Annotated in this window: 23 protein-coding genes; 8 read left to right on the top strand and 15 right to left on the bottom strand. The window is 69.7% G+C overall.

Features of this window, described 5'->3' with window-relative positions; translation table 11 throughout:
* Positions 1–62: 62 nt before the first annotated feature.
* Together FHR33_RS27105 and FHR33_RS27100 are read right to left on the bottom strand one after the other, a co-directional pair.
* Positions 63–722, bottom strand: coding sequence for a response regulator (locus FHR33_RS27105; RefSeq protein ID WP_183653283.1), 660 nt, complete (start codon positions 720–722; stop codon positions 63–65).
* A complete protein-coding gene (locus FHR33_RS27100) occupies positions 716–2125 on the bottom strand; it encodes a sensor histidine kinase (protein WP_183653280.1) in 1410 nt (469 codons plus the stop codon). The genes FHR33_RS27105 and FHR33_RS27100 overlap by 7 nt, the downstream gene beginning before the upstream one ends.
* Before the next feature lie 110 nt (positions 2126–2235).
* On the opposite strand from FHR33_RS27100, the gene FHR33_RS27095 reads away from it, so the two are divergent.
* The gene (locus FHR33_RS27095; RefSeq protein WP_183653277.1) at positions 2236–3129 is read left to right on the top strand and encodes an ABC transporter ATP-binding protein; all 894 of its coding nucleotides are present in this window, start codon (positions 2236–2238) and stop codon (positions 3127–3129) included.
* Positions 3126–3800, top strand: coding sequence for an ABC transporter permease (locus FHR33_RS27090; RefSeq protein ID WP_183653274.1), 675 nt, complete (start codon positions 3126–3128; stop codon positions 3798–3800). Before FHR33_RS27095 ends, FHR33_RS27090 begins: the two co-directional genes overlap by 4 nt.
* Here FHR33_RS27090 and FHR33_RS27085 read toward each other — a convergent pair.
* On the bottom strand, positions 3778–4674 hold the full coding sequence (locus FHR33_RS27085) for an SMP-30/gluconolactonase/LRE family protein (protein ID WP_183653271.1): 897 nt from the start codon (positions 4672–4674) through the stop codon (positions 3778–3780). The two genes, FHR33_RS27090 and FHR33_RS27085, sit on opposite strands and share 23 nt — an antisense overlap.
* 35 nt (positions 4675–4709) lie before the next feature.
* On the opposite strand from FHR33_RS27085, the gene FHR33_RS27080 reads away from it, so the two are divergent.
* Positions 4710–5438 carry a metallophosphoesterase gene (locus FHR33_RS27080; RefSeq protein ID WP_183653268.1) on the top strand — a complete coding sequence of 243 codons (729 nt, stop codon included), beginning with the start codon at positions 4710–4712 and terminating at the stop codon, positions 5436–5438.
* The gene (gene soxR / locus FHR33_RS27075) at positions 5435–5965 is read left to right on the top strand and encodes a redox-sensitive transcriptional activator SoxR (RefSeq protein ID WP_183653264.1); all 531 of its coding nucleotides are present in this window, start codon (positions 5435–5437) and stop codon (positions 5963–5965) included. The genes FHR33_RS27080 and soxR overlap by 4 nt, the downstream gene beginning before the upstream one ends.
* On the opposite strand, the gene FHR33_RS27070 is transcribed toward soxR, so the two are convergent.
* Entirely contained in the window at positions 5904–6350 is a 447-nt protein-coding gene (locus FHR33_RS27070; protein WP_183653261.1) for a universal stress protein, read from the bottom strand. The genes soxR and FHR33_RS27070 overlap by 62 nt on opposite strands.
* Before the next feature lie 175 nt (positions 6351–6525).
* On the opposite strand from FHR33_RS27070, the gene FHR33_RS27065 reads away from it, so the two are divergent.
* Entirely contained in the window at positions 6526–7188 is a 663-nt protein-coding gene (locus tag FHR33_RS27065) for a TetR/AcrR family transcriptional regulator (protein WP_221241264.1), read from the top strand.
* Here FHR33_RS27065 and FHR33_RS27060 read toward each other — a convergent pair.
* Positions 7151–7873 carry an HAD family hydrolase gene (locus tag FHR33_RS27060; RefSeq protein WP_183653256.1) on the bottom strand — a complete coding sequence of 241 codons (723 nt, stop codon included), beginning with the start codon at positions 7871–7873 and terminating at the stop codon, positions 7151–7153. The genes FHR33_RS27065 and FHR33_RS27060 overlap by 38 nt on opposite strands.
* A 258-nt stretch (positions 7874–8131) precedes the next feature.
* Entirely contained in the window at positions 8132–9487 is a 1356-nt protein-coding gene (dnaB, locus tag FHR33_RS27055; protein WP_183653253.1) for a replicative DNA helicase, read from the bottom strand.
* A 304-nt stretch (positions 9488–9791) separates the two neighbouring features.
* On the opposite strand from dnaB, the gene FHR33_RS27050 reads away from it, so the two are divergent.
* Together FHR33_RS27050 and FHR33_RS27045 are read left to right on the top strand one after the other, a co-directional pair.
* Entirely contained in the window at positions 9792–11087 is a 1296-nt protein-coding gene (locus FHR33_RS27050; protein WP_183653250.1) for an MATE family efflux transporter, read from the top strand.
* 81 nt (positions 11088–11168) lie between these two features.
* A complete protein-coding gene (locus FHR33_RS27045) occupies positions 11169–12608 on the top strand; it encodes an APC family permease (protein WP_183653247.1) in 1440 nt (479 codons plus the stop codon).
* A gap of 7 nt (positions 12609–12615) precedes the next feature.
* Here the strand turns inward: FHR33_RS27045 and FHR33_RS27040 are convergent, their stop codons facing one another.
* The 8 genes from FHR33_RS27040 to rpsF all read right to left on the bottom strand — a co-directional run bounded on the left by FHR33_RS27040 (position 12616) and on the right by rpsF (position 18135).
* The gene (locus tag FHR33_RS27040) at positions 12616–13359 is read right to left on the bottom strand and encodes an amino acid ABC transporter ATP-binding protein (protein ID WP_183653244.1); all 744 of its coding nucleotides are present in this window, start codon (positions 13357–13359) and stop codon (positions 12616–12618) included.
* A complete protein-coding gene (locus tag FHR33_RS27035) occupies positions 13356–13535 on the bottom strand; it encodes a hypothetical protein (protein WP_183653241.1) in 180 nt (59 codons plus the stop codon). Before FHR33_RS27035 ends, FHR33_RS27040 begins: the two co-directional genes overlap by 4 nt.
* On the bottom strand, positions 13535–14248 hold the full coding sequence (locus FHR33_RS27030) for an amino acid ABC transporter permease (RefSeq protein WP_312895738.1): 714 nt from the start codon (positions 14246–14248) through the stop codon (positions 13535–13537). Before FHR33_RS27030 ends, FHR33_RS27035 begins: the two co-directional genes overlap by 1 nt.
* A 261-nt stretch (positions 14249–14509) precedes the next feature.
* Positions 14510–15376 (bottom strand): ABC transporter substrate-binding protein, encoded by an 867-nt coding sequence (locus FHR33_RS27025; RefSeq protein ID WP_183653238.1) that lies wholly within the window; start codon positions 15374–15376, stop codon positions 14510–14512.
* Positions 15377–16372: 996 nt separating this feature from the next.
* Positions 16373–16819, bottom strand: a complete 447-nt coding sequence (rplI, locus tag FHR33_RS27015) for a 50S ribosomal protein L9 (protein WP_183653235.1) — start codon at positions 16817–16819, stop codon at positions 16373–16375.
* Positions 16820–16833: 14 nt separating this feature from the next.
* A complete protein-coding gene (rpsR, locus tag FHR33_RS27010) occupies positions 16834–17070 on the bottom strand; it encodes a 30S ribosomal protein S18 (RefSeq protein ID WP_020543048.1) in 237 nt (78 codons plus the stop codon).
* Between the two features lie 113 nt (positions 17071–17183).
* Entirely contained in the window at positions 17184–17765 is a 582-nt protein-coding gene (locus FHR33_RS27005; protein ID WP_183653232.1) for a single-stranded DNA-binding protein, read from the bottom strand.
* Between the two features lie 79 nt (positions 17766–17844).
* Positions 17845–18135: a 30S ribosomal protein S6 gene (gene rpsF, locus FHR33_RS27000; RefSeq protein ID WP_183653229.1), complete on the bottom strand. Its 291-nt coding sequence runs from the start codon at positions 18133–18135 to the stop codon at positions 17845–17847.
* Positions 18136–18325: 190 nt separating this feature from the next.
* Between rpsF and FHR33_RS26995 the strand changes: the two genes are divergently transcribed.
* On the top strand, positions 18326–18637 hold the full coding sequence (locus FHR33_RS26995) for a hypothetical protein (protein ID WP_183653226.1): 312 nt from the start codon (positions 18326–18328) through the stop codon (positions 18635–18637).
* Positions 18638–18682: 45 nt separating this feature from the next.
* Here FHR33_RS26995 and FHR33_RS26990 read toward each other — a convergent pair whose 3' ends face one another.
* Positions 18683–21772 carry a phosphocholine-specific phospholipase C gene (locus FHR33_RS26990; protein ID WP_183653223.1) on the bottom strand — a complete coding sequence of 1030 codons (3090 nt, stop codon included), beginning with the start codon at positions 21770–21772 and terminating at the stop codon, positions 18683–18685.
* Position 21773 lies beyond the last annotated feature (1 nt).

Genomic DNA, 21773 nt, shown 5'->3' with positions numbered 1-21773 from the left:
CACCGGCCTGTCGCAGGCACGGCGGCTCAGCGGCGCGCGGCGGCTCAGCGGCGCGCGGCGGCTCAGCGGCGCGCGGCGTTGAGATAGGCCAGGACGGCCAGCACCCTGCGGTTGTCGTCGTCGGAGGGCGCCAGATCCAGCTTGGTGAAGATGGCGGCCGTGTGCTTGGCCACGGCGCTCTCGCTCAGGTGGAGGCGCTGGGCGATGGCCGCGTTCGACCTGCCCTCGGCCATCGCGCCCAGCACCTCGCGCTCGCGCGGCGTCAGCCTGCCGAGCGGCTCGTGCCTGGCGTTGCTGGCCAGCAGCTTGGCGATGACCTCGGGATCCATGGCGGTGCCGCCCTCGGCGACCCTGCGCACCGCGTCGACGAACTGCGAGGCGTTGAAGACCCTGTCCTTGAGCAGGTAGCCGACCGCGCCCGAGCCGTCGGCCAGCAGCTCCCTGGCGTAGAGCTGCTCCACGTGCTGCGACAGCACCAGGATCGGCAGCCCGGGAATCTGCTTCCTCGCCGACAGTGCGGCCTGCAGCCCCTCGTCGGTGAAGGTGGGCGGCAGCCGTACGTCCACCACCGAGACGTCGGGGCGCAGCTCGATCAGGGCCCGCTCCAGCGAGGGTCCGTCGTCGACGGCGGCCACGACCGTGAAGCCGTGGGCCTGGAGCAGATGGACCAGTCCTTCCCTGAGCAGGTAGAGATCTTCGGCGATCAACACGCGGTTCAGCATCGGCTGAACCAGGGGCGGCGGGGGGAGGCCTCGGCGATCCAGCGTTCACGCGAATGCCGCATCGGCAGGTACAGGGCCACGCCGTACATCAGCATGCCGAGCGACACCATTCCGACGATGGCCGGCCACTGCCAGAAGTCAGGAAGGTACAGGGCGAGGAACCAGCTCCTGTGCTCGAACCCGATCGTCTTGAACACCCCCGCGACCAGACCCTGGGGGAAGAGCGGAAGCCAGGAGAGCGACCAGCAGAACACCACGACGGCCGCCTGCCATCTGGGCATCGGGTTCTTCTTCTTGCCGTACTCCTCGGGCAGCACCTTCGGCACCGACATCGCCACGGTCGTGGGACCGCCCTGCGGGCTCGACAGGGCGAGCACGCCGTCGAAGGCGGCGAGCCTGCGCTCGATGCCGTCCAGCCCGCTGCCGCGCGAGGGGTCGGCGCCGCCCCCGCCGTCGTCCCAGACCATCACGGCCACGTCGCGCTCGGTGTGGCTGATGTCGACGATGACGTTGTCGGCGCCCGAGTGCTTCGCGGCGTTGGACAGCAACTCGCTGATGGCGAAGTACAACGCGGTCTCGACGGGCGTCTGCAGCCTGACGGGCAGATCCACCTCGACGTTGGTGCGCAGCGGGCTGTCCAGTGCCAGCGCCTTCACCGCGTCACCGAGCCCGCGCTCGGCCAGCACGGGCGGGTGGATGCCGCGCACGACACCGCGCAGCTCGACCAGCGTCTCCGCGGAGGCCTCACGCGCCTTGGCCAGCAGCGCCACAGCCGCCGCAGGGTCGGTTCCGACCAGCTCCTCGACCGCGCCGAGCGTCATGCCGAGCGCGACCAGCCTGGCCTGCACGCCGTCGTGCAGGTCGCGCTCGATCCTGCGCATCTCGGCCGCCTGGGAGTCCACGGTCAGCGTGCGCGACTCCGACAGTTTGCGCACCTGCCCCGCGAGCTCGCTCTTGGCCGTCGGCCCGAGCAGCAACGCCGCCCAGTATCCGTAGACCCGCTGCGCGTGCCCGGGCAGTACCAGCAGCGGTACGGCCAGCACCAGCTTCACCACCGGGTCGAGCAGCAGCCACAGAAAGTCGCGCCAGGTCGCGGGGTCGCCGAACAGCCACTTCCACCTGTCGTTCCACGCGGGGATCCTGGGCGTCTTGTAGAGCGTGCGATCCGAGCGGTACCAGCCGTCGGCCTGCGGCACGGGAGGCGGCGGCTGAGGATGGTAGGGCGCGGCGATGCCCATCAGCTTTCTCGTCCGCCGCGTCACGCGCCTGACCAGCGCCACGCAGGGCGGGAAGAACGGGACCAGTCCCACGGTGAAGGAGCCCAGCAGCACGAGGGCCGACAGCAGCACCAGCGGCACCTCGACGACCACGAGCGCGAGCAACCAGAGGCTTCTGCGCAGCATGTCCTCCAGTCTGAGCGATGTCGCCGCCCTCGGGTACTGCACCTAGGTACACCATTGCCGGGCATCTAGCCGTCTTATCCGCTGATTAGCGACTTCCTACCGTGATGGCCATGAAGGTCATAGAGGTCACGAACCTCCACAAGCGCTATCGCGACCAGGTGGCGGTGGACGATGTCTCGTTCGCCGTCGACGAGGGCGAGATCTTCGGCGTCCTCGGCCCCAACGGAGCCGGCAAGACGACCACGGTGGAGTGCGTCGCGGGGCTGCGCACCCCCACGAGCGGCACGATCACCGTCGGCGGCAGGACGCCGCTGGAGGCCAAGCACCTGCTCGGTGTCCAGCTGCAGAGCGCCCAGTTGCCCGAGAAGATCAAGGTGTGGGAGGCGCTGGACCTGTTCGCCTCCTTCTACCGCGACCCCGCCGACTGGCGTGCGCTGATGGAGCGGGTGGGCCTGGCCGACAAACGCGACACCCGCTTCACCAACCTCTCGGGCGGCCAGAAGCAGCGGCTGTCGGTCGCGCTCGCCCTCGTCGGCAAGCCGCGCGTGGCCATCCTCGACGAGCTGACGACCGGCCTCGACCCGCAGGCCCGAAGGGACACCTGGGACCTGATCGAGCAGATCCGCGCGGACGGGGTCACGATCGTGCTGGTCACCCACTTCATGGAGGAGGCAGAGCGGCTGTGCGACAGGGTCGCGCTGATCTCCTCGGGCCGGGTCGTCGCCATGGACGCGCCCAGCGCGCTGATCGGCCAGGTGGAGGAGTCGCAGCGGGTCAGGTTCAGGCCCTCGGCTCCGGTCGAGGACGCGATGCTGCTCGCCGTACCCGAGGTGACAGGGGTGCGTCGGAACGGCGAGCAGCTCACGGTCACCGGCAGGGGCAACCTGGCGCCCGCGGTCACGCTGGCGCTGGCCGAGCACCAGATCGTCCCCACTGACCTGCGCATCGAGCAGGCGACGCTCGAGGACGTCTTCCTCGCACTGACAGGAAGGAAGCTGTCATGAGCAAGCTTCTGCTCGTCGAGGCCAAGCTCCACCTGCGCGACGGGTGGTACTTGCTGTTCGCGATCGGGCTGCCGCTGTTGCTGCTGCAGTTCCTCGGCAAGGTGGCAGGGCCCGCCTTCCCCGCCCTGATGGTCATGCTGTCGGCGCTGACGCTGTCGTTCAGCGTCCTGCCCGGCGTGCTGGCCGCCTACAGGGAGCAGGGCGTGCTGCGCAGGATGTCCACCACGCCGGTCTCGCCGCTGCGCATGCTGACCGTCCAGCTCGTGATCAACCTGGTGGTCGGGATCGTGGCCACGACGTTGCTGGTCGCCTTCGGGCCCGGCGTCCCGCGCAACGTGGCGGGCTTCGTGCTGGTGTTCCTGCTCGGCTCGGCGGCGCTCATGGCGATGGGGCTGGTGATCGCCGCCGTGGCGCCCAACGGCAAGAGCGCGCCGATCATCGGGTCCGCGGCGATGTTCCCGCTGATGTTCGTGGCGGGGATGTGGGTGCCGAGGGAGTACCTGCCGGAGGTCGTGCGCGTGATCGGCGACTACTCGGTGGCCGGACCCTTCGCCCAGGCGCTGAGCGCCACCTGGGCGGGCCAGGCGCCGCAGCTGCCGCACCTGCTGGTGCTCGCGGCCGGGCTGGTGGTCTTCGGCGGGCTCGCCGTCAGGGTGTTCCGCTGGGAGTAAGGCCCCGCACGTTGGTCATCAGCGCGTAGAGCGAGGTGGAGGCGGCGATGAACAGCCAGTTGCCCTTGAGCCCTCCGAAGGTCAGGTTCGCGACCTTCTCGGGGATCGGCAGCCTGCCGATGAGCGTGCCGTCGGGGTCGAAGCAGAGCACGCCGCCATCGCCCGCGGCCCAGATGCGGCCCGCGTCGTCGAGCCTGATGCCGTCGGAGGTTCCCTCCGCCAGCACCTTGCCTCCCGACAGCGTGCCGTCGGCGTGCACGTCGAAGGCGCGCAGGTGCTTGCGGCGGGTGTCGACGACGTACAGCAGGCTCTCGTCGGCGGAGAAGGCCAGGCCGTTGGGGCGCTCGAAGTCGTCGGTCACCTTGCGGACCTCGCCCGTGACGGGATCGGCGCGGTAGACATGGCAGCCGTCGATCTCCTGCTCGGCCCGCTGCCCCTCGTAGTCGGTGGTGATGCCGTACGGCGGGTCGGTGAACCAGATCGACCCGTCCGACTTCACGACCGCGTCGTTGGGGCTGTTGAGCCGCCTGCCCTCCCAGCGGTCGGCGATCACGGTGATCGAGCCGTCGTGCTCGGTGCGGGTGACCCTGCGGTTGCCCTGCTCGCAGGAGATCAGGCGGCCCTGCGCGTCGCGGGTGTTGCCGTTGACGTAGCCGGACGGCCGGCGGAAGGGGCCGACGTTCCCCGTCAGCTCGTCCCAGCGCAGCATCCTGTCATTGGGGATGTCGCTCCAGACGAGATAGCGGCCGGCGGGGAAGTAGCACGGACCCTCCGCCCAGCGCGTTCCCGTGTAGAGGATCTCTATCCGCTCGTCGCCGCCGATACCGGAGAAGCGCTCGTCGAGGAGTTCGAACTCGGCTCTAATCGTGTCCACGTGCCGATGCTAGCCGTACCTTTAAGCTTGGAAAGATGCAGGTATACGCGCACATCAGTGACACCCACATCGGTGGCTCCGACCAGAGCGTCGAACGCACCCGCCTGGTCATGCGCCACCTCCTCTCCTTTCCAGGGCAGCTGGACGCGATCCTGGTCACCGGCGACATCGCCGACCACGCGCTCGTCGAGGAGTACGAAACGGCGCGCGACCTGCTGCGCTCGCCCATCCCTCTGATCATCTGCCCGGGCAACCACGACAGGGTCCCCGAGTTCGAGAAGATCATCGGCCCGGCCAACCAGGTGCTGCGGCTCGATGGCGCGACGATCGCGCTGGCCGACTCCAGCATCCCCGGCAGGGACGACGGCCACCTGTCCGACGAGACCATCGCCTGGCTGGACGAGGTGCTGTCGGAGCGGCCCGAGGTGCCCGCCTTCGTCGGCATGCACCACCCCGCCGTGCCGCTGGGCGTGCCGTACGTCGACGAGATCCGCCTCCAGGAGCCCGAACGGCTGGCCGCGCTGCTCGACCGGCATCCGCAGGTCGTCGCCGTCTTCGTGGGCCACGCCCACACCGCCGTCGCCACCACCTTCGCGGGCCGACCGCTGATCGTGGCGCCGGGCGTCGTCTCCACGCTGGTGACCCCGACGGAGAGCGGCGCGACCGTGATCGTCGACTACGACCTGCCGCCCGCCTTCGCCCTGCACCTCTTCGACGCCGACGCGGGCACACTGGTGACGCACTTCCGCCCGGTGACGCCATGACGGCACCGTGGAACGCGAAGGAGCTGACCGTGGGGCAGCTGTCCGAGCGCAGCGGCGTCGCGGTCTCGGCGCTGCACTTCTACGAGGCCAAGGGCCTGATCACCAGCCGCCGCACCACCGGTAACCAGCGCCGCTACAGCCGCGACACTCTCCGCAGGGTGGCCTTCGTCCGGCTGGCCCAGCGCATCGGCATCCCGTTGAAGACCATCAAGGACGCCCTGGCCGAGCTGCCGGAGGGCCGCACCCCGACCCGCGCCGACTGGGCGCGCCTTTCCGCCACGTGGCGCACGGAGCTGGACGACCGCATCGAGCAGTTGCTACGGCTGCGCGACGACCTGACCGACTGCATCGGCTGCGGCTGCCTGTCGCTCGACAGGTGCGTGCTGGCCAACCCGCGTGACCAGCTCGGCGAGGAGGGGCCGGGGGCCAGGCGCATCGACACCCACCTGCGGCCCCCCTCGTGCGTCACTCGCCAGGAGGAACGATCAGTGTCGGACGGCGCGCGTGGTGCAGCACGTGGTTGCTGACGCTGCCGAGCAGCACCGAGCGCACGCCCGCGAGACCGCGTGAGCCGGTGATGACCAGCGAGGCGTCGAGCTCGTCCGCGAGGTCGACGATCGCCTGCCAGATCGAGCTCCTGTCGGCGACCGCGCGGTAGCCGACGTCGGTGAGACCCGAGGCGAGCGCCAGCTCCGCGCCCTCCTTGGCGTTCGCCTCCGCCTGGGCCCTGTACTCCTCGGGCTCCTCGTTCACGATCGCCGCGGCGGCCGCGGCGCCGTGCCTGGCGAGCTGCACGAGCAGCGGCTCCCATACCGTGACGATCACGGTGGGCTCCGCGGCGAGATGCTTGGCGGCGAACTCGATCGCGTGGCGCGAGTCGGCTGAGCCGTCGTAGGCGATGAGGTACGTCATGGTCCCGATTCCCTTCGCTTTACCTATCGCGTGTAGCGCTGGGATGATCAGCGGGGATTCCTGACCTCGCTGTCTGCTGCGTCACACGACGCGCTCGCACGAGGCGGGCCCAGGCCACCTACTTCGCCTTCCGGGTAATGTGACTGATCGACCAGATCGGTCACGAGGAGGGCCTGTGGAGCGCGCCGACCGCATCCTTGACGCCGCCGCCGCGCTCCTGGTGCGGCTCGGCTACCGCAAGGTGACGATCGAGGACATCGCCCAGCGCGCCGGCATCGGCAAGGGCACCGTCTACCTGCACTGGCGGACCAAGCAGCAGCTCTTCGACGCGCTGCTGCTGCGGGAGGCCATCGCCTACCTCGAGAGCCTCCTGGCCGAACTGCGCCGCGACCCCGCGACCGTGCTGCCCCACCGCCTGCTGTCGTTCTCCTTCGTGGACGTCCACGCCAGGCCGGTGCTGCAGACGTTGGTCACCGGCGACACCAGGGCGCTGCAGGGCCTGCTGGCCGACAGGCCGCTGCGCAGCCAGGAGCTGCTGGCCACCAAGCGGATGTTCGAGCTGCTGGTCGGCCACGGCCTGCTCCGCGACGACGTGCCCCACCTCACCTACGCGATGAGCGCGCTCAACAGCGGCTTCTACCTCGTCGACGCCCTCGATCCGCAGGCCGCCGAGCTGGACGTGCGGGCCAAGGCCGACGCGCTGGCCTTCGTCGTCAGGCACGCGCTCGAGCCCTCTACCCCCCCGGGTCCCGAGGAACTGGCCCAGGCCGCCGCCGAGGTCATCGCCGTCTTCGAGGAGCTCATCCCGCCCTATCGCCAGTGGATCTACCAGGGCTGAGCGCCGCCACCAGCTCCTCGAGAGAGCCGATCACCGTCACCCCCTCCTCCTGGACGGCGGAGCCACCGGTCCTGTCGAGCCAGAACGCGCGCAACCCCGCGGCACGGGCGCCGAGCGCGTCGACGTCGTACTTGTCCCCCACGTAGGCGACCTGACCGGGCGGCAGGCCCAGCAGCTCGCAGCCGGCCAGGAAGATCTCGGGGTGCGGCTTGGCCCTGCCGTACTCGTGGGAGCACACGATCGCCTCGCCGAAGTGGTCGAGCAGGCCGAGCGTGGTCAGCTTGGTGCGCTGGTGCTGGAGCGAGGAGTTGGACACCACGCCCAGTTTGAAGTGCGGCGCGAGCGCCTCCAGCACGGGAGCGGCGTCGGGGAAGGCCGCCCACGCCTGGGTCACCAGGGCCGAGTAGCGCCCGAACCACGCCTCCTGGTCGGGGATCGCCCTCCCGAGGAAGCGCCTGACCCTGACCATCCGCTGCTCCTCGAAGGACAGCTCGCCCCGCAGGAACCTGGTGTACTCCTCCTCCATGATCCCCCGCCAGAGCGCCACCGCCTCCTCGGGCGAGGAGAAGCTCTCCAGCAGGCCCTCGGCCGCCAGATGCCCGAGCAGACCGGTCCGCTCCGAGCTGGTGTAGTCGAAGAGGGTGTCGTCGATGTCGAACAGCACACCACGGATCTCGTCTGCCAAGGCACCACCCAGGAAGAAGCCAGCCAACGTCCACAATCTAGCCGGAACCGCTCGCGATGACCCTGGACGGCCGGGCCCGGCAGGCCGGCCGGGTGCGCGCGCCGCTGCTTGGTTCTCTCGCGGTGCGGGGTGACGACGACCGTCCGATCGAGGTGACCGGCACCAGGGTCCGGGCGCTGCCGGCAGGCCGGCGATGGAGCCCGGCAGGGTCGTGTCGGCCGACGCGCCGCGCCCTTCCTGCCGGCGCGCTCGGCCTTCCTAGTGCTGGGCCATGTCCACGAAGCGGCTGTAGTGGCCCTGGAAGGCCACGGTCACGGTCGCGGTGGGACCGTTACGGTGCTTGGCCACGATCAGGTCGGCCTCACCCGCCCTGGGCGACTCGCGCTCGTAGGCGTCCTCGCGGTGGAGCAGGATGACCATGTCGGCGTCCTGCTCGATCGAGCCCGACTCGCGCAGGTCGCTGACCGCAGGCCGCTTGTCGGTGCGCTGTTCGGGACCTCGGTTGAGCTGGGAGATCGCGATGACAGGGACCTCGAGCTCCTTGGCGAGCAGCTTGATCGAACGCGAGATCTCCGAGACCTCGTTCTGCCTGGACTCGGTCTTCTTCGGCGAGCTCATCAGCTGGAGGTAGTCGATGACCACGAAGCGCAGGTCGTTGCGCTGCTTCAGGCGACGGCACTTGGCGCGGATCTCCATCATCGACATGTTGGGCGAGTCGTCGATGAACAGCGGCGCCTCGGCCACCTCGCTCATCCTGCGCGCGAGGCGGGTCCAGTCGTCGTCGTTCATCAGGCCCGAACGCATCGAATGCAGCGCCACGCGCGCCTCGGCCGACAGCAGACGCATGGTGATCTCGTTACGCGACATCTCCAGCGAGAAGATGACCGTGGTCATCCCATGCTTGATGGCCGCCGACCTCGCAAAATCGAGTCCGAGGGTTGACTTGCCAATCGCCGGGCGCGCGGCCACCACGATCATCTGGCCGGGGTGGAGGCCGTTGGTGAGGGAGTCGAGGTCCTGGAAGCCGGTGGGGACGCCGACCATCTGGCCGCCGCGGGAGCCGATCGCCTCGAGCTCGTCGAGGGCGCCGGGCATGATGTCGGACAGCGGCGCGTAGTCCTCGGAGGTGCGGCGCTCGGTGACCTTGTAGATCTCGGCCTGGGCGCGGTCGACCAGGTCGTCGACCTCTTCGTTCTGCCCGCCGTAGCCGAAGGAGACGATGCGGGTGCCGGCCTCGATGAGGCGGCGGAGGATGGCCTGCTCACGGACGATCTTGGCGTAGTAGCCGGCGTTGGCCGCGGTGGGGACGACGGCCGTGAGGGTGTGGAGGTAGGCCGCGCCACCGACCCTGGCCATCTCGCCGCGCTTCTGCAGCTCGTCGAAGACGGTGACGGCGTCGGCGGGCTCGCCCCTGCCGTACAGGTCGGTGATGACCTCGTAGATCATCTGGTGGGCTGGGCGGTAGAAGTCGTCGGATCGGATGAGTTCGACGACGTCGGCGATGGCGTCCTTCGACAGCAGCATGCCGCCGAGAACGGACTGCTCCGCCTCGATGTTGCTGGGTGGGGTGCGCTCGAATCCTGGGCCGCCGCCGCCCGGCTCTTCGTCTTCCATCGGTTACCGCGCCCCCTCGAACACACCTAGCAGGCGGTCGCACCACCCCCACTTGTAGTCGACCGGGCTGACAGTTTCGCCCGTCGTTAGACGGTACGGCAACGCAGCCTGTGGACAACCCTGGGGGCAAGCTGTGCAGGAACCGGTGGATGGTGCGCGAGTGCTGTGGACGAGCCTGGGGATAACTCGGCAGCTTGCTGTGGAAACACGCTCTGACCTGCGGAGATATTGTCCACCAGCTGTGGAGGAAAGAAAGTTGGCGCGACAGGCCGAAGGATCGGGAGGTAAGGGGCATAATGGCTAAATGCTCATTACTAGCCGGGACAGGGAGATTCTCCGACTGGCGCTCCCGGCGCTCGGCGCGCTGGTCGCCGAGCCGCTCTTCCTGATCGCCGACTACGCGATCGTGGGCCACGGGCTCGGCACCTCGGCGGTGGGCGCGCTCGGCGTGGCGGGGACCGTCCTGTCCACGTTGGTCTACCTCTGCGTGTTCCTCGCCTACGGCACCACCGCCTCGGTGGCCAGGCAGATCGGCGCCGGACACCCCGAACGGGCGATGCGCAGCGGCGTCGACGGCCTCTGGCTGGCGTTCGGGATCGGCGTCGCGCTGATCGTGGTGGGCTGGCCGCTGTCCCCGGCGATCGTGGACCTGTTCGGCGCGACCGCGGCGCAGTCCGCCGACGCCGTCACCTACCTGCGCATCAGCCTGCTGGGCACGCCGGGCATGCTCGTCGTGCTGGCCGGCACCGGCGTGCTGCGCGGCATGCAGGACACCAGGACCCCGCTCGTCGTGGCGGTCGGCTCCTTCGCGCTGAACGCGCTGCTCAACGCCTGGTTCGTGCTGGGCCTGCACTGGGGCATCGCGGGCTCGGCCTGGGGCACCGTCCTGGCGCAGACCCTCGGCGCGGCCGTCTACCTGTGGGTGGTCGTCGGGGGCGCGCGGCAGGCGGGGGTGCCGCTCACGCCCGACCTCGCCGGCATCGGGCAGGCGGGCACGGCCAGCGTCGCCCTCCTGATCAGGACCGTCTGCCTGCGCATCGTGCTGCTCGTCGCGACCGCCGTGGCGACCAGGATGGGCACCGCCGAACTGGCCGCCCATGCCATCGCCACCCAGCTGTGGACCCTGCTCGCCCTCGGCCTCGACGCCATCGCGATCGCGGGCCAGGCCATCACGGGACGCTCGCTCGGAGCGGGCGACGCCGACGGCACCAGGGAGGCCACCAGGCGCATGGTCTGGTGGGGCGTGTGGTCGGGTGTCGTGCTCGGGGTGCTGGTCGTGGCGGGACGCCCCTTCTTCCCCGGCGTCTTCGACGCCGATCCCCACGTGACGGGGGAACTGCTCGACGTGCTGTGGGTGGTGGCGCTCTTCCAGCCGATCTCCGGCGTCGTCTTCGTGCTCGACGGCGTGCTGATCGGCGCGGGCGACCAGCGCTACCTCGCGTGGGCGGGGGTGTGGACCACCGTCGCCTACCTGCCGGTCGCTCTCGTGGCCGACGGTCTCGTGGTCCTGTGGCTGGCGCTGGGCGTGTGGATGATCGCCAGGCTGCTCACGCTCGGGCTCAGGGCGTACGGCACCCGGTGGCTAGTTACCGGAGGGTGACCAGTCGTCAACCGGTCCGTGCTTGCCTGGCACGGTCCACGACGTGCACGGTGGAGCCTCCCTAGGGATTGGGCCATCGACGTGCGCCGCCTTCCCCTCGCCGACGCGATCGGCCTCCGTACCGGTGCCAGGCACAGCCTCCACCGGCTCTACCGGCCTGCCGATCTGGTCGTGCTCGGCCTCGGCGTGATGATCGGCGCGGGCATCTTCAGCATGGCGGGACGGCAGGCCGCCACCACCGCGGGGCCCGGCGTGATCCTCTCCTTCATGATCGCGGGAATCGCATGCATGCTGGCGGCCCTGTGCTACGCCGAGCTGGCCTCCGCGATCCCCGCCTCCGGCAGCGCCTACACCTTCGCCTACGTCATCTTCGGCGAGGTATGGGCGTGGGTCGTCGGCTGGGCGCTGATCCTGGAGACGCAGCTGGCGGCGGCGGTCGTGGCACGGGTATGGGCCCTCTACGCCACCCAGACCCTCGCCGACCTCGGCTTCGGTCAGGCGATCCCGCAGGGGGCGCTGGCGGCCTTCGTGCTGGCCACGCTGACGGCCACGGTGGCGCTCAGCGCGCGCATCGGACTGCGGGCTCTCTGGGTGATCGTCGTGGCCAAGCTGCTGGCCATCGGGGCGGTGATCGTGGTCGGCGCGACACACTTCGACGCCGCCAACCTCGGCGGGTTCATCGCGCCCGCCCAGCCGTCCTCGGGGCCGGCCGACACCGTGCTCGGGCTGTTCCTGGGGCCCACGGGGAGCTTCGGGTGGTTCGGCGTGTTCGCGGCGGCTCCGGCCATCGCCTTCGCGTACGTCGGGTTCGACCTCGTCGCCACGGCTTCGGAGGAGACGGTCGAGGCGCCGCGGGCCGTACCGCAGGGAATGATCAGGAGTCTGGCGATCGCCACGGTGCTCTACATCGCCACGGCCGTGGTGATGGTGGGCATGGTGCCGTACACGCGGATCGCCCAGCAGGCGCCGCTGACGGCGGCCTTCGAGACGCTCGGCGAGCACGTGATGGTGCACGTCATCAACGTCGGCGCGGTCCTCGGCCTGACGACCGTGATCCTGGTGCTGATCGCAGGACAGACGCGAATCGTGTACGCCATGGCCCGCGACGGCCTGCTCCCCCGCGGACTCGGCAGGCTCAGCCGCCGCTACCACACCCCCTCCAGGGTGACGCTGGTGATCGGGACGGTCGCGATCCTGCTGGCCCAGCTGGCGCCCGTGCTCATGCTGGAGCAGCTGGTCGTGATCGGCACGCTGTTCGCGTTCCTCATGGTGTCGGTCGGCGTGGTCGTGGCGCGCCGCACGATGCCGTCCGCGCCCAGGGAGTTCACGGTGCCGCTGTCACCGCTGATCCCCGCGCTGTCGGTGCTGGCCACGCTGTGGCTCATGATCAACCTGCGGGTGCAGACCTGGGGGTGGTTCACCGCGTGGATGGCGGTGGGGCTGCTGGTCTACCTCGCGTACGGCAGGCGGCGCAGCGCGTTCGCCGCGGAGCTGGCCCGTGGCGGCCGGCACCGCCGCTGAGGCGTGGTCAGAGCCTTCCCGCCTCGATCACACTGCGCAGGAAGTCGCGCGTCCTCGGGTGCTGAGGGTCGGAGAAGATCTGCTCGGGGGTGCCGCGCTCCAGCAGCACGCCCCCGTCGAGGAAGCACACCGTGTCCGCGATGTCGCGGCAGAAGCCCATCTCGTGCGTGGTGAGGATCATCGTCATCCCCGACTGCTTGAGCTCCCTGATGATCCCGAGCACCTCGGTGACCAGCGCGGGGTCCAGCGCCGAGGTGACCTCGTCCAGCAGCATCAGCCTGGGCTGCATCGCCAGCGCCCTGATGATGGCCACCCGCTGCTGCTGCCCGCCCGACAGCTGGTCGGGGTAGGCCCCCGCCTTCTCCGCCAGCCCGAACCGCCCCAGCAGCTCCCTGGCCTGCTCCTCCGCCTCACCCCTTGCCACCTTGTGCACCTGTCGAGGAGCGAGGGTGATGTTGTCCAGCACGCTCATGTGCGGGAAGAGGTTGAACGCCTGGAAGACGATGCCCATCCGCTTGCGCACGTCGTCCACGTCCACGCCGGGATCGGTGATCTCCTTGCCGTCCAGGAGGATCGCGCCGTCGTCCACGGTCTCCAGCAGGTTCACGCACCGCAGCAGGGTGGACTTGCCCGACCCCGAGGCGCCGATGAGACAGACGACTTCGTGGGTGTCGACCTCGAGGTCGATGCCCCGCAGCACGTGGTGGCCGTGGTAGTTCTTCCAGACCCCGTCGACGGTCAGCACGCTCACGCCACACCTGCTCTCTTCAGTGCCGTACGGCAAGCCGTCCCACGCGCCTGCGCGGTCACCGCCGACCGCCCGTCCAGGGGACGCTCCTCGTGCGCCCCCGGCTGACGGCCGCTACGGCGCAGCCGCGGGCGGCGCCGTACGGCCAGGTCGACGCCCTCGCCCGTCGCGGCCGCCATCACTGCCCGCGCCGTCTCTGCGACCTGGCCGCCAGATAGTCGGTGAAACGCGCCAGCGGGATCGTCAGCAGGATGAACAGCAACGCCGCCACCAGGTAGGGCGTGTAGTTGAAGCTGGAGGCCGCGTGGATCTGCGCCTGCCTCAGCGCCTCGAGCGGCCCGATCGTGGCCACCAGCGCGGTGTCCTTCTGCAGCGAGACGAAGTCGTTCAGCAGCGGCGGCACCACCCTGCGCAGCGCCTGAGGAAGCACCACGAACCTCATGGTCTTCCCGTGGCTCAACCCCAACGACCTGGCCGCCGCCACCTGGCTCGGGTGGACCGAGTCGATGCCCGACCTGATCACCTCGGCGACGTACGCGCCGTACGACAGGGTCAGCGCGATGATCCCCAGCGTCGCCAGGTCGCTCGGCACACCCTGCAGCTGCAGCGCGGGCAGCCCGAACCCGATCAGGTAGATCACCAGGATCGTCGGCACGCCACGGAAGATGTCGGTGTACGCCGTGGCCAGCGCCCGCAGCGGAAAGAAGATCGGCGCCTTGAGCCCGCGCGCCAGCGCCACGAGCAGGCCGACGATCAGGATCAGCGGCTCGGCGATCAGGAAGATCTTCACGTTGAGCAGGAAGCCGCTGAGCACGTCGGGCAGCGCGCCGACGAACTCGTCCCAGTTGAAGAACGTCTCCTTGACGCTGGCCCAGCCGGGAGAGTTCGTCACGCCCCAGACGAGAAGGACGAGGAAGACGATCGTCGAGACCGTCGCGACGGACGCCGAACGGCGGGGCCCGCGTCCTGCGGACCCGCTCCCGCTCGACCTGGCGATCACTCTTGACCCACTCGGTCGCGGTTTGGCTCGTCATCGGCCTACTTCACCTTCGGTGTCCATGCCGTGCATGGCCGAACCCGTCGGTTCCACCGACGGGTCCCGGCCTCCCGACCGTGCTGCGACTCGCCGCGGCACGATCGGGAGCGGCGGCCGTTACTTGAGCTCGGGAGCGCCCGCGGCGGAACCGAGCCACTGCTGCTCGATCTTCGCCAGCTCACCCTTGGACTTCAGCGTCTCGACGGCCTTGTCGACACACGGCTTGAGCGCGCTGCCCTTGCCCATGACCAGCCCGAACTCCTCGGGGGTTCCGGACGTGGCGGCGAACTGACCGACGATCTTGGAGTTCTCCACCTGGGCGGCCGTCACGTAGAACGCCGTCGGCAGGTCCACCACGACGGCGTCGACCTGCTTGTTCTTCAGCGCGTTGACCGCGTCGATCTGCTCGTTGTAGACGTTCGGCTCGACCGACGGCTTGACGACCTCCTTCACGGCGGTCAGCGAGGTCGTGCCCACCTGGACACCGATCTTCGCCTCCTTCAGCGAGGCCAGGTCGGTGGCTCCGGCGAACTTCGACCCCTCGACCGCCACCACGGCCTGCTTGACCGTGTAGTAGCCCTTGCTGAAGTCCACCGCCTTGGCGCGGGCCGGGGTGATGGAGACCTGGTTGATGTCGAAGTCGAACTGCTTGGGACCCGGCGCGTAGGCGGAGTCGAACTTCACCGTCGACCACTGCACCTCGTCGCGGTCGAAGCCCATCTCCCCCGCCACGGCGAAGGCGACCGCGCTCTCGAAGCCCTGGCCGTTGGAGGGGTCCTCGTCCTTGAACCACGGCGCGTAGGCGGGCTTGTCGGTGCCGATGGTCAGCTTGCCCTGGGTGACGAGCTTGAGCTGGTCCTTGGTGCAGGCGGTGGAGGGGGCCGCGCTGGGCGCGGCGGTGCTCGCGGTGTTGTCGGCGGGCGCACACGCCACGGCGGCCATAGCCAGCGCTCCAAGCGCGAGCAGCATCGAAGGGCGGACCATGGGCGAGCCTCCACGTTTTACCTAGATGAACGTGCAAATTGTACGCGCCTCAAATAGAGGTACAGCCCCGACCCATATACCCGGAACACCCCTTCCCGCCGCCCACCCACACCGTCACGTCAGACAGGACCCCACGGACAGGCGGGAGGTGCGAAAGCTGGGTGCCGAGCGGGCCCGGAAGCCATGGAGCCAGGACCGAGGCAGCGACCCAAGGGGGACGCAGGCACGACGGAACCCGCGAACGAAAGAGACAAGCGCCGAGCGGACCCAGAAACCGAGCAAGCCAAGCCCCCGAAGACGCCGATCGAAGAACGCGGACTCGACAACGTCCCGAATCGACAGAGGCCAGATCGGCAGGCCAAGAAGCCCCGGACCGAGAGGAACGCAGGCGCCAGGAAACCCCCGGACCAAAGAGACAAGCGCCGAGCAGACCAAGAAACCGAGCAAGCCAAGCCCCCGAAGACGCCGATCGAAGAACGCGGACTCGACGGCGTACCGGGTCGACGGGGCCAGATCGACGGGGCGAGAAGGCCCGGACCGAGGGGAACGCAGGCGCGACGAAACCCCCGGACGAAGGAGACAAGAGGCCAGTGGACCCCGGAAGCCGAGTGAGCCGAGGCCCGGGGGCGACGGGTCCGGGGGCGACGGGTCCGGGGGCGACGGGTCCGGGGGCGACGGGTCCGGGGGCGACGGGTCCGAAATGAGGAAAGGCCGATGGAGACGCGGACTCCAGAGGGCGGGGAGTCGAGAAGTCGGGGTCGAGAGGGCCGACGGGGTCGGCGGAGGCCGGGGACCTGCGTGCGCCGGGGTTCGCCGAAGAGGGCCAGAGATCGATAAGGCGCGAAGGCGCGAAGGCGCGAAGGCGCGAAGGCGCGAAGGCGCGAAGGCGCGAAGGCGCGAAGGCGCGAAGGCGCGAAGGCGCGAAGGCGCGAAGGCCAGGTAAAGGGAAAGGCCCCCGCGTCCTGGGGACGTGGGGGCCTGACCCGAAGGGGACCGTCAGCCGGCGACGACTTCGACGTCGACGTTGGCGGAGACCTCGGGGTGCAGCTTGACGCTGACCTTGTGGGAGCCGACGCTCTTGATCGCGTTGACGATCTCGATGCGACGACGGTCGAGGACCGGGCCACCGGCCTTCTTGACCGCGTCGGCGATGTCAGCGGTGGTGATGGAGCCGAACAGACGGCCGGACTCGCCGGCGCGCGTGGTCAGCTTCACCTTCAGAGCGCCGAGCTGGCCGGCGACTTCCTTGGCAGTGCCCAGGTCGCGGATCTCGCGGGCGTCGCGCGCCTTCTTGATCGAAGCGATCTGCTTCTCGCCGCCACGGGTCCAGAGGATCGCGTAGCCACGGGGCACGAGGTAGTTGCGGCCGTAGCCGTCCTTGACCTCGACGATGTCGCCGGGGGCGCCGAGGCCGGAGACCTCGGTGGTGAGGATGAGCTTCATGTCGCAAGTCCTCCTTAGCGCGCGGTGCTCGTGTAGGGCAGCAGAGCCACCTCACGGGCGTTCTTGATCGCGGTCGCCACGTCGCGCTGGTGCTGGGTGCAGTTGCCCGTCACCCGGCGCGCACGGATCTTGCCGCGGTCGGAGATGAACTTCCGAAGCAGCGCCGTGTCCTTGTAGTCGACGTAGGAGATCTTGTCGTGGCAGAACAGGCAAACCTTCTTCTTGGGCTTGCGCAGTGCCGGCTTAGCCATCGTGGTGCTCCTTTCAGAGCCCCGCCGTGAAGCGGGAATGGACTCGGGCTTGTTGACAGGTGGTCAGGCCTCGCGACCTGACCGGTGAGGGGCCCGCGAACGGGCCCTTCAGACTAGAAGGGAGGCTCGTCGCTGAAGTCTCCGCCGCCGCCGCCGAAACCGCCGCCGCCCTGGGGCTGGCCGCCGAAGCCGCCACCCTGGTTGCCGCCGCCGTAACCGCCGCCGCCGCCACCGAAGCCGCCGCCCTGGGGCGGGGCGGGCGAGGCAGAGGCCCACGGGTCGTCGGCGGGGCCGCCGCCGAAGCCGCCGCCACCGCCGCCGCCCTGACGGGTGGTGCGGTTGACCTTGGCCGTGGCGTTGCGCAGGGACGGGCCGATCTCATCGACCTCGACCTCATAGACCGTGCGCTTCTCGCCTTCCTTGGTCTCGTAAGACCGCTGCTTGAGCCGTCCCTGCACGATGACGCGCATGCCGCGCGTCAGCGACTCGGCGACGTTCTCGGCCGCCTGCCGCCACACGTTGCAGGTCAGGAAGAGGCTTTCGCCGTCTTTCCACTCGTTGGTCTGGCGGTCCATGAACCGCGGAGTGGACGCGACGCGGAACTGGGCCACAGCTTGCCCCGTGGGGGTGAAGCGCAGCTCAGGATCGTTGACAAGATTGCCGACGATGGTGATGACGGTGTCGCCTGCTGCCATGGCTGGGGCCCTTCCTCGACTCTTGGTTACGGCTCAGACTACGGCGCGCCCCCGACAGAAAGCCGGGGGAACGAGCCGCCTAGTGCACGTCCGGGCGGAGAACCTTGGTCCGCATGATGCCCTCGTTGAGGTTCATCTGGCGGTCGAGTTCCTTGACCGTGGCCGGCTCGGCGGACAGGTCGATGACGGCGTAGATGCCTTCCGACTTCTTCTCGATGTCGTAGGCGAGCCGGCGGCGGCCCCACACGTCGACCTTCTCCACGGTGCCACCGTCATTGCGGACGACGGCGAGGAACTGGTCGAGGGACGGCGCCACAGTGCGCTCATCGAGCGAAGGGTCCAGGATCACCATTACTTCGTAACGACGCATGATGGACTCCAACCTCCTCTGGACTTTTGCGGTCACGACACTCTGCCGTGACAGGAGGACGCTGACGTTTTCGCCGAAGCGCCCCTTTCGGCGACCCGGCGGCGGGGTTGACCCAGCACAACGCAGCCTGTACAGGTTACCAGCCGCTCATGGATGGGAACTCCTCTACGTGATGAGGGGGTGGTAAGCCATGCCACATGTGCTTCGTCCCGCCGAGCGCGAGAGGTTCAGGCTGACGCTCAACAGCGACGGCCGCTCGCATCCGGTCGAGAACCTGCTGTCCATCGGAACGCTGCTGTGCGGTCTGGTCGCCTTCGCGGCCACCTTCTTCCCCGGGGGCCATGTGGTCGCCTCGTGGGTGGGGGCGCTGGGATTCGGCGGCGGCCTCTATTCGCAGTACGTCTCGGCGACGACGGCCGAGCGGACACTCAACATCGTCGGGATCGTGGCCTCGTTCGTCGGGGTCGCGCTGGGAATCGCGCGCGGCGGTTTCATCCCGTAGCCAGGGCCGGAGTGGGGAGGCCGCCCATGGCCTCCCCCGCCGGGGTCAGCGGATGGGCTTCACGTCCAGGCGGACGTTGTCGATCGCCCAGTACCAGTTGTTGCCCGCGTCGAACACGCGGAACCTGAGGGTGACAGAGGTGGCGCCCGAGGGAACGGCGATCTCCTTCGTCACCAGGCGGTTCTTGGCGTCCGCGCCCGCGTTGTCGGTGCCTGAGGCGGCGCTGCCGTACAGCAGCAGCCGCACCTCCTCCCCCGTGCTGAAGAGCGCCGTGACGCTGGCCTGCTGGGGGCTCTCCTGCCGGTAGTGCGACTCGAAGCCCAGGTAGAGGGTCGTCGCGCCCGAGGGGATCGGCACAGGGGGTGAGACCAGCGTGGAGTCGAACCTGCCCTTGGACGAGGGGGATCCCTTGTCGTCCCAGTCGTCGGGGTCGGCCACGGCCAGGACGCCGAGGCCGCGAGAGAAGTCGGCGCGCTCCTGGCCGCCCGTCGCCCACATGCGCTTGGTCATGAACGTCCAGCCCTGCAGGTCGCGCGTGCCCTGCGGCATGGTCGGCGCGTTCACCACGCTCCAGCCCTCGGGTGCGGCGGCCGTCCAGCCGACCAGGCCGGCGGCGGCCGGCCTGTCGAGCGAGGGTCCGAGCCTGGGCTCCAGCGACTCGAAGTCCTCGCCGAGGAGGTGGCCTGTCGGCGAGGTGAACACGCGGGCCGCCACCTCGCCCTCGGCCAGGACGTACCTGGAAGGCGTGCGTCCCCGTATCACCGCCAGCAGGCGCAGGGGTGTGGTGTCCGTCAGGGTCGCGGGGGCGGTGACCTCCCAGGTCGCCTGCGCGCTCGCGCCCGCTTCCAGCGTCTCTGGTACGGCCTGCGAGGGCGTCGCCGTCCATCCCTCCGGCACCCGCAACCGCGCCTCGACCTGCGAGACGGCCTCGACGGCCGTCAGGGTGAGCGTCACGGTGGTGGGCCTGCCCGGCCGTACGCCTGGCTCGTCGATCGTCGTGGACGCCGGCGCGAGCCTGAGCGCGGCGGTCAGCGCGTCGGGCAGCCCCATCGCGGGGTCGGTGACGCCCTGGCCGTCGCCGGGCACCTTGCCTGCGTGGCGACGCAGGAAGAAGGGGTCGTCGGAGACGCCGACCGCGAGGTCGTACCAGCCTTCGGCGGGCTCCTCCAGCCGGAATGTGCGCTTGGCGTGCCCCTGGACGCGCTCCTCGTGCACGCCCGCGCCGTACGCCAGGTCTCCGACGAGGACGGTGCGCCGCGTCTTGTCCCTGTTGCGCACCTCGATGCGCCGTGGCCCTTCGAAGGTGACGTCGACGCCCTCCGAGCGTCCGCCCCTGAAGTGCCACAGGTACCCGTTGGGCCCGTGGACGCGCAGGTCGTAGCCGCTCTCGCCGAACTCCCAGCCGTCGGACAGCGACCTGCCGGGCTCGACGGTGTAGAAGCGCGGCAGCACGCCCGGTTCGGGATAGACGTGGAAGACCGCCGCGAGCGTCCCCGAGTTGGCGAAGGTCAGCGTGACCTTCCCCGCCTCGACGGCGGGCGTCACGGCCAGCCGGTACGGCAGCGGCCGCTGCGTCCTCGTCCCCCGCTGCTGCCGGGGGAAGACCTGGGGGCTGGGCACGGAAGGTGAGGGCCGCTTCTCCGAGTCGACGACCTTCTGCCTGTTGCCCGAGGTGTCGGGGACCCTCGGCCACACGGGATCCTGGCCCGAGAAGTCGAACACCGACATCAGGTCGCCTGTGACGGCCCTGCGCCACGGGCTGATGTTGGGTTCGGCGACGCCGAAGCGCCGCTCGAGGAAGCGCAGCGTCGAGGTGTGGTCGTAGACGGTCGAGTCGACCACCCCGCCCCTGGTCCACGGCGAGACCACGATCATCGGCACCCTTACGCCCAGGCCCATGGTGTGGGGGCCTGAGATCACGCTCTCGCCGTCGGGCAGCGTGTCGGACCACGCGCCGTCGACCTTGTAACGGCCCTCGTGGTTGACGACCCTGAAGTAGCCGCTCGACCCCTTGGCCACGCGCATGACCAGCTCGCCGTCCGTGGAGACCGTGCTGGCTCCCCTCCCCGCGCCAGGCGGCGGCACCGGCGGCAGGCAATGGTCGAAGAAGCCGCCGTGCTCGTCGTAGTTGAGGATGAAGACGGTCCTGGCCCACACCTCGGGGTGTTCGGCGACCGCGTTCATGAGCCTGGCGGTCAGGTGCTCGCCGTCCGGCGGCGCCCAGCTGGCGTGCTCGGACAGCGCCTCGGGGGCGACGATCCACGACACCTGCGGCAGCGCGCCCGAGGCGACGTCCGCGGCGAAGGCCCGCACCAGCGCGTCGCCCATCGCGTGACCGTCGCCCGTGGTTCCGACCCTGGCCATGCCCCTGTCATGGAGCGGCTCGCCCGGCCTGGCCTTCTGGAAGGGGGCGAACCAGGCGAGGGCGTTGTCGTCGTAGTTGTCCTTGGCCTGGTAGGTCTTCCAGCTGACGCCCGCGGCCTGCAGCCGTTCGGGGTAGGTGGTCCACTCGTACCCGCCCGGGATGTAGCTGTTGTTGGTGACGGGCAGGTCGCGGACCGTGCCGCCGCTGGTGCCCGTCATGAAGTGGTCGCGGTTGGTGTTGGTGTTGCACTGCACCGAGGCGTGGTACTGGTCGCAGATCGTGAACAGCGAGGCGAGCGCGTTGTAGAACGGCATGTCGGCGGGCTCGTAGAAGCCCTGGCCGAGCCAGCCGCTGCCACGTCTGGTCACGTAGCCGTCGCCGAGCCCCTCGTTCCACAGGGGCAGGGTGTCGACGTAGCCGAAGGCTGGTGCGCCCGACCGGTAGGCCCTGGTGTGGGCGGCGTTCATCGCGAACGGCAGCGTGTAGCCCTCGGCCCTGGTGGGGTCGGGCTGGTGGAAGATCGAGCGGCCGTTGACGCCTCTGACGGCTGCCCTGTCGCCGAAGCCGCGCACGCCCTGGAGCGTTCCGAAGTAGTGGTCGAAGGCGCGGTTCTCCTGCATGAAGATCACCACGTGCTCGACGTCCTGCAGCGAGCCTGGCCGGACCGGGGCGGCCAGCGCCGCGCGCATGCCCGGTGGCAGGGCCAGCAGCGCCGCGGCGCCTGCCGTACCGCCGAGAAGGGCGCGTCTGGAGATGGGGGGCGGGGTCATC

This window comes from Nonomuraea dietziae, from assembly GCF_014195505.1.
GTDB classification, from domain to species: Bacteria; Actinomycetota; Actinomycetes; order Streptosporangiales; family Streptosporangiaceae; genus Nonomuraea; species Nonomuraea roseola.
Note: the sequence above shows the minus strand (reverse complement) of the source record. Positions and strands in the feature narration are given on the sequence as shown.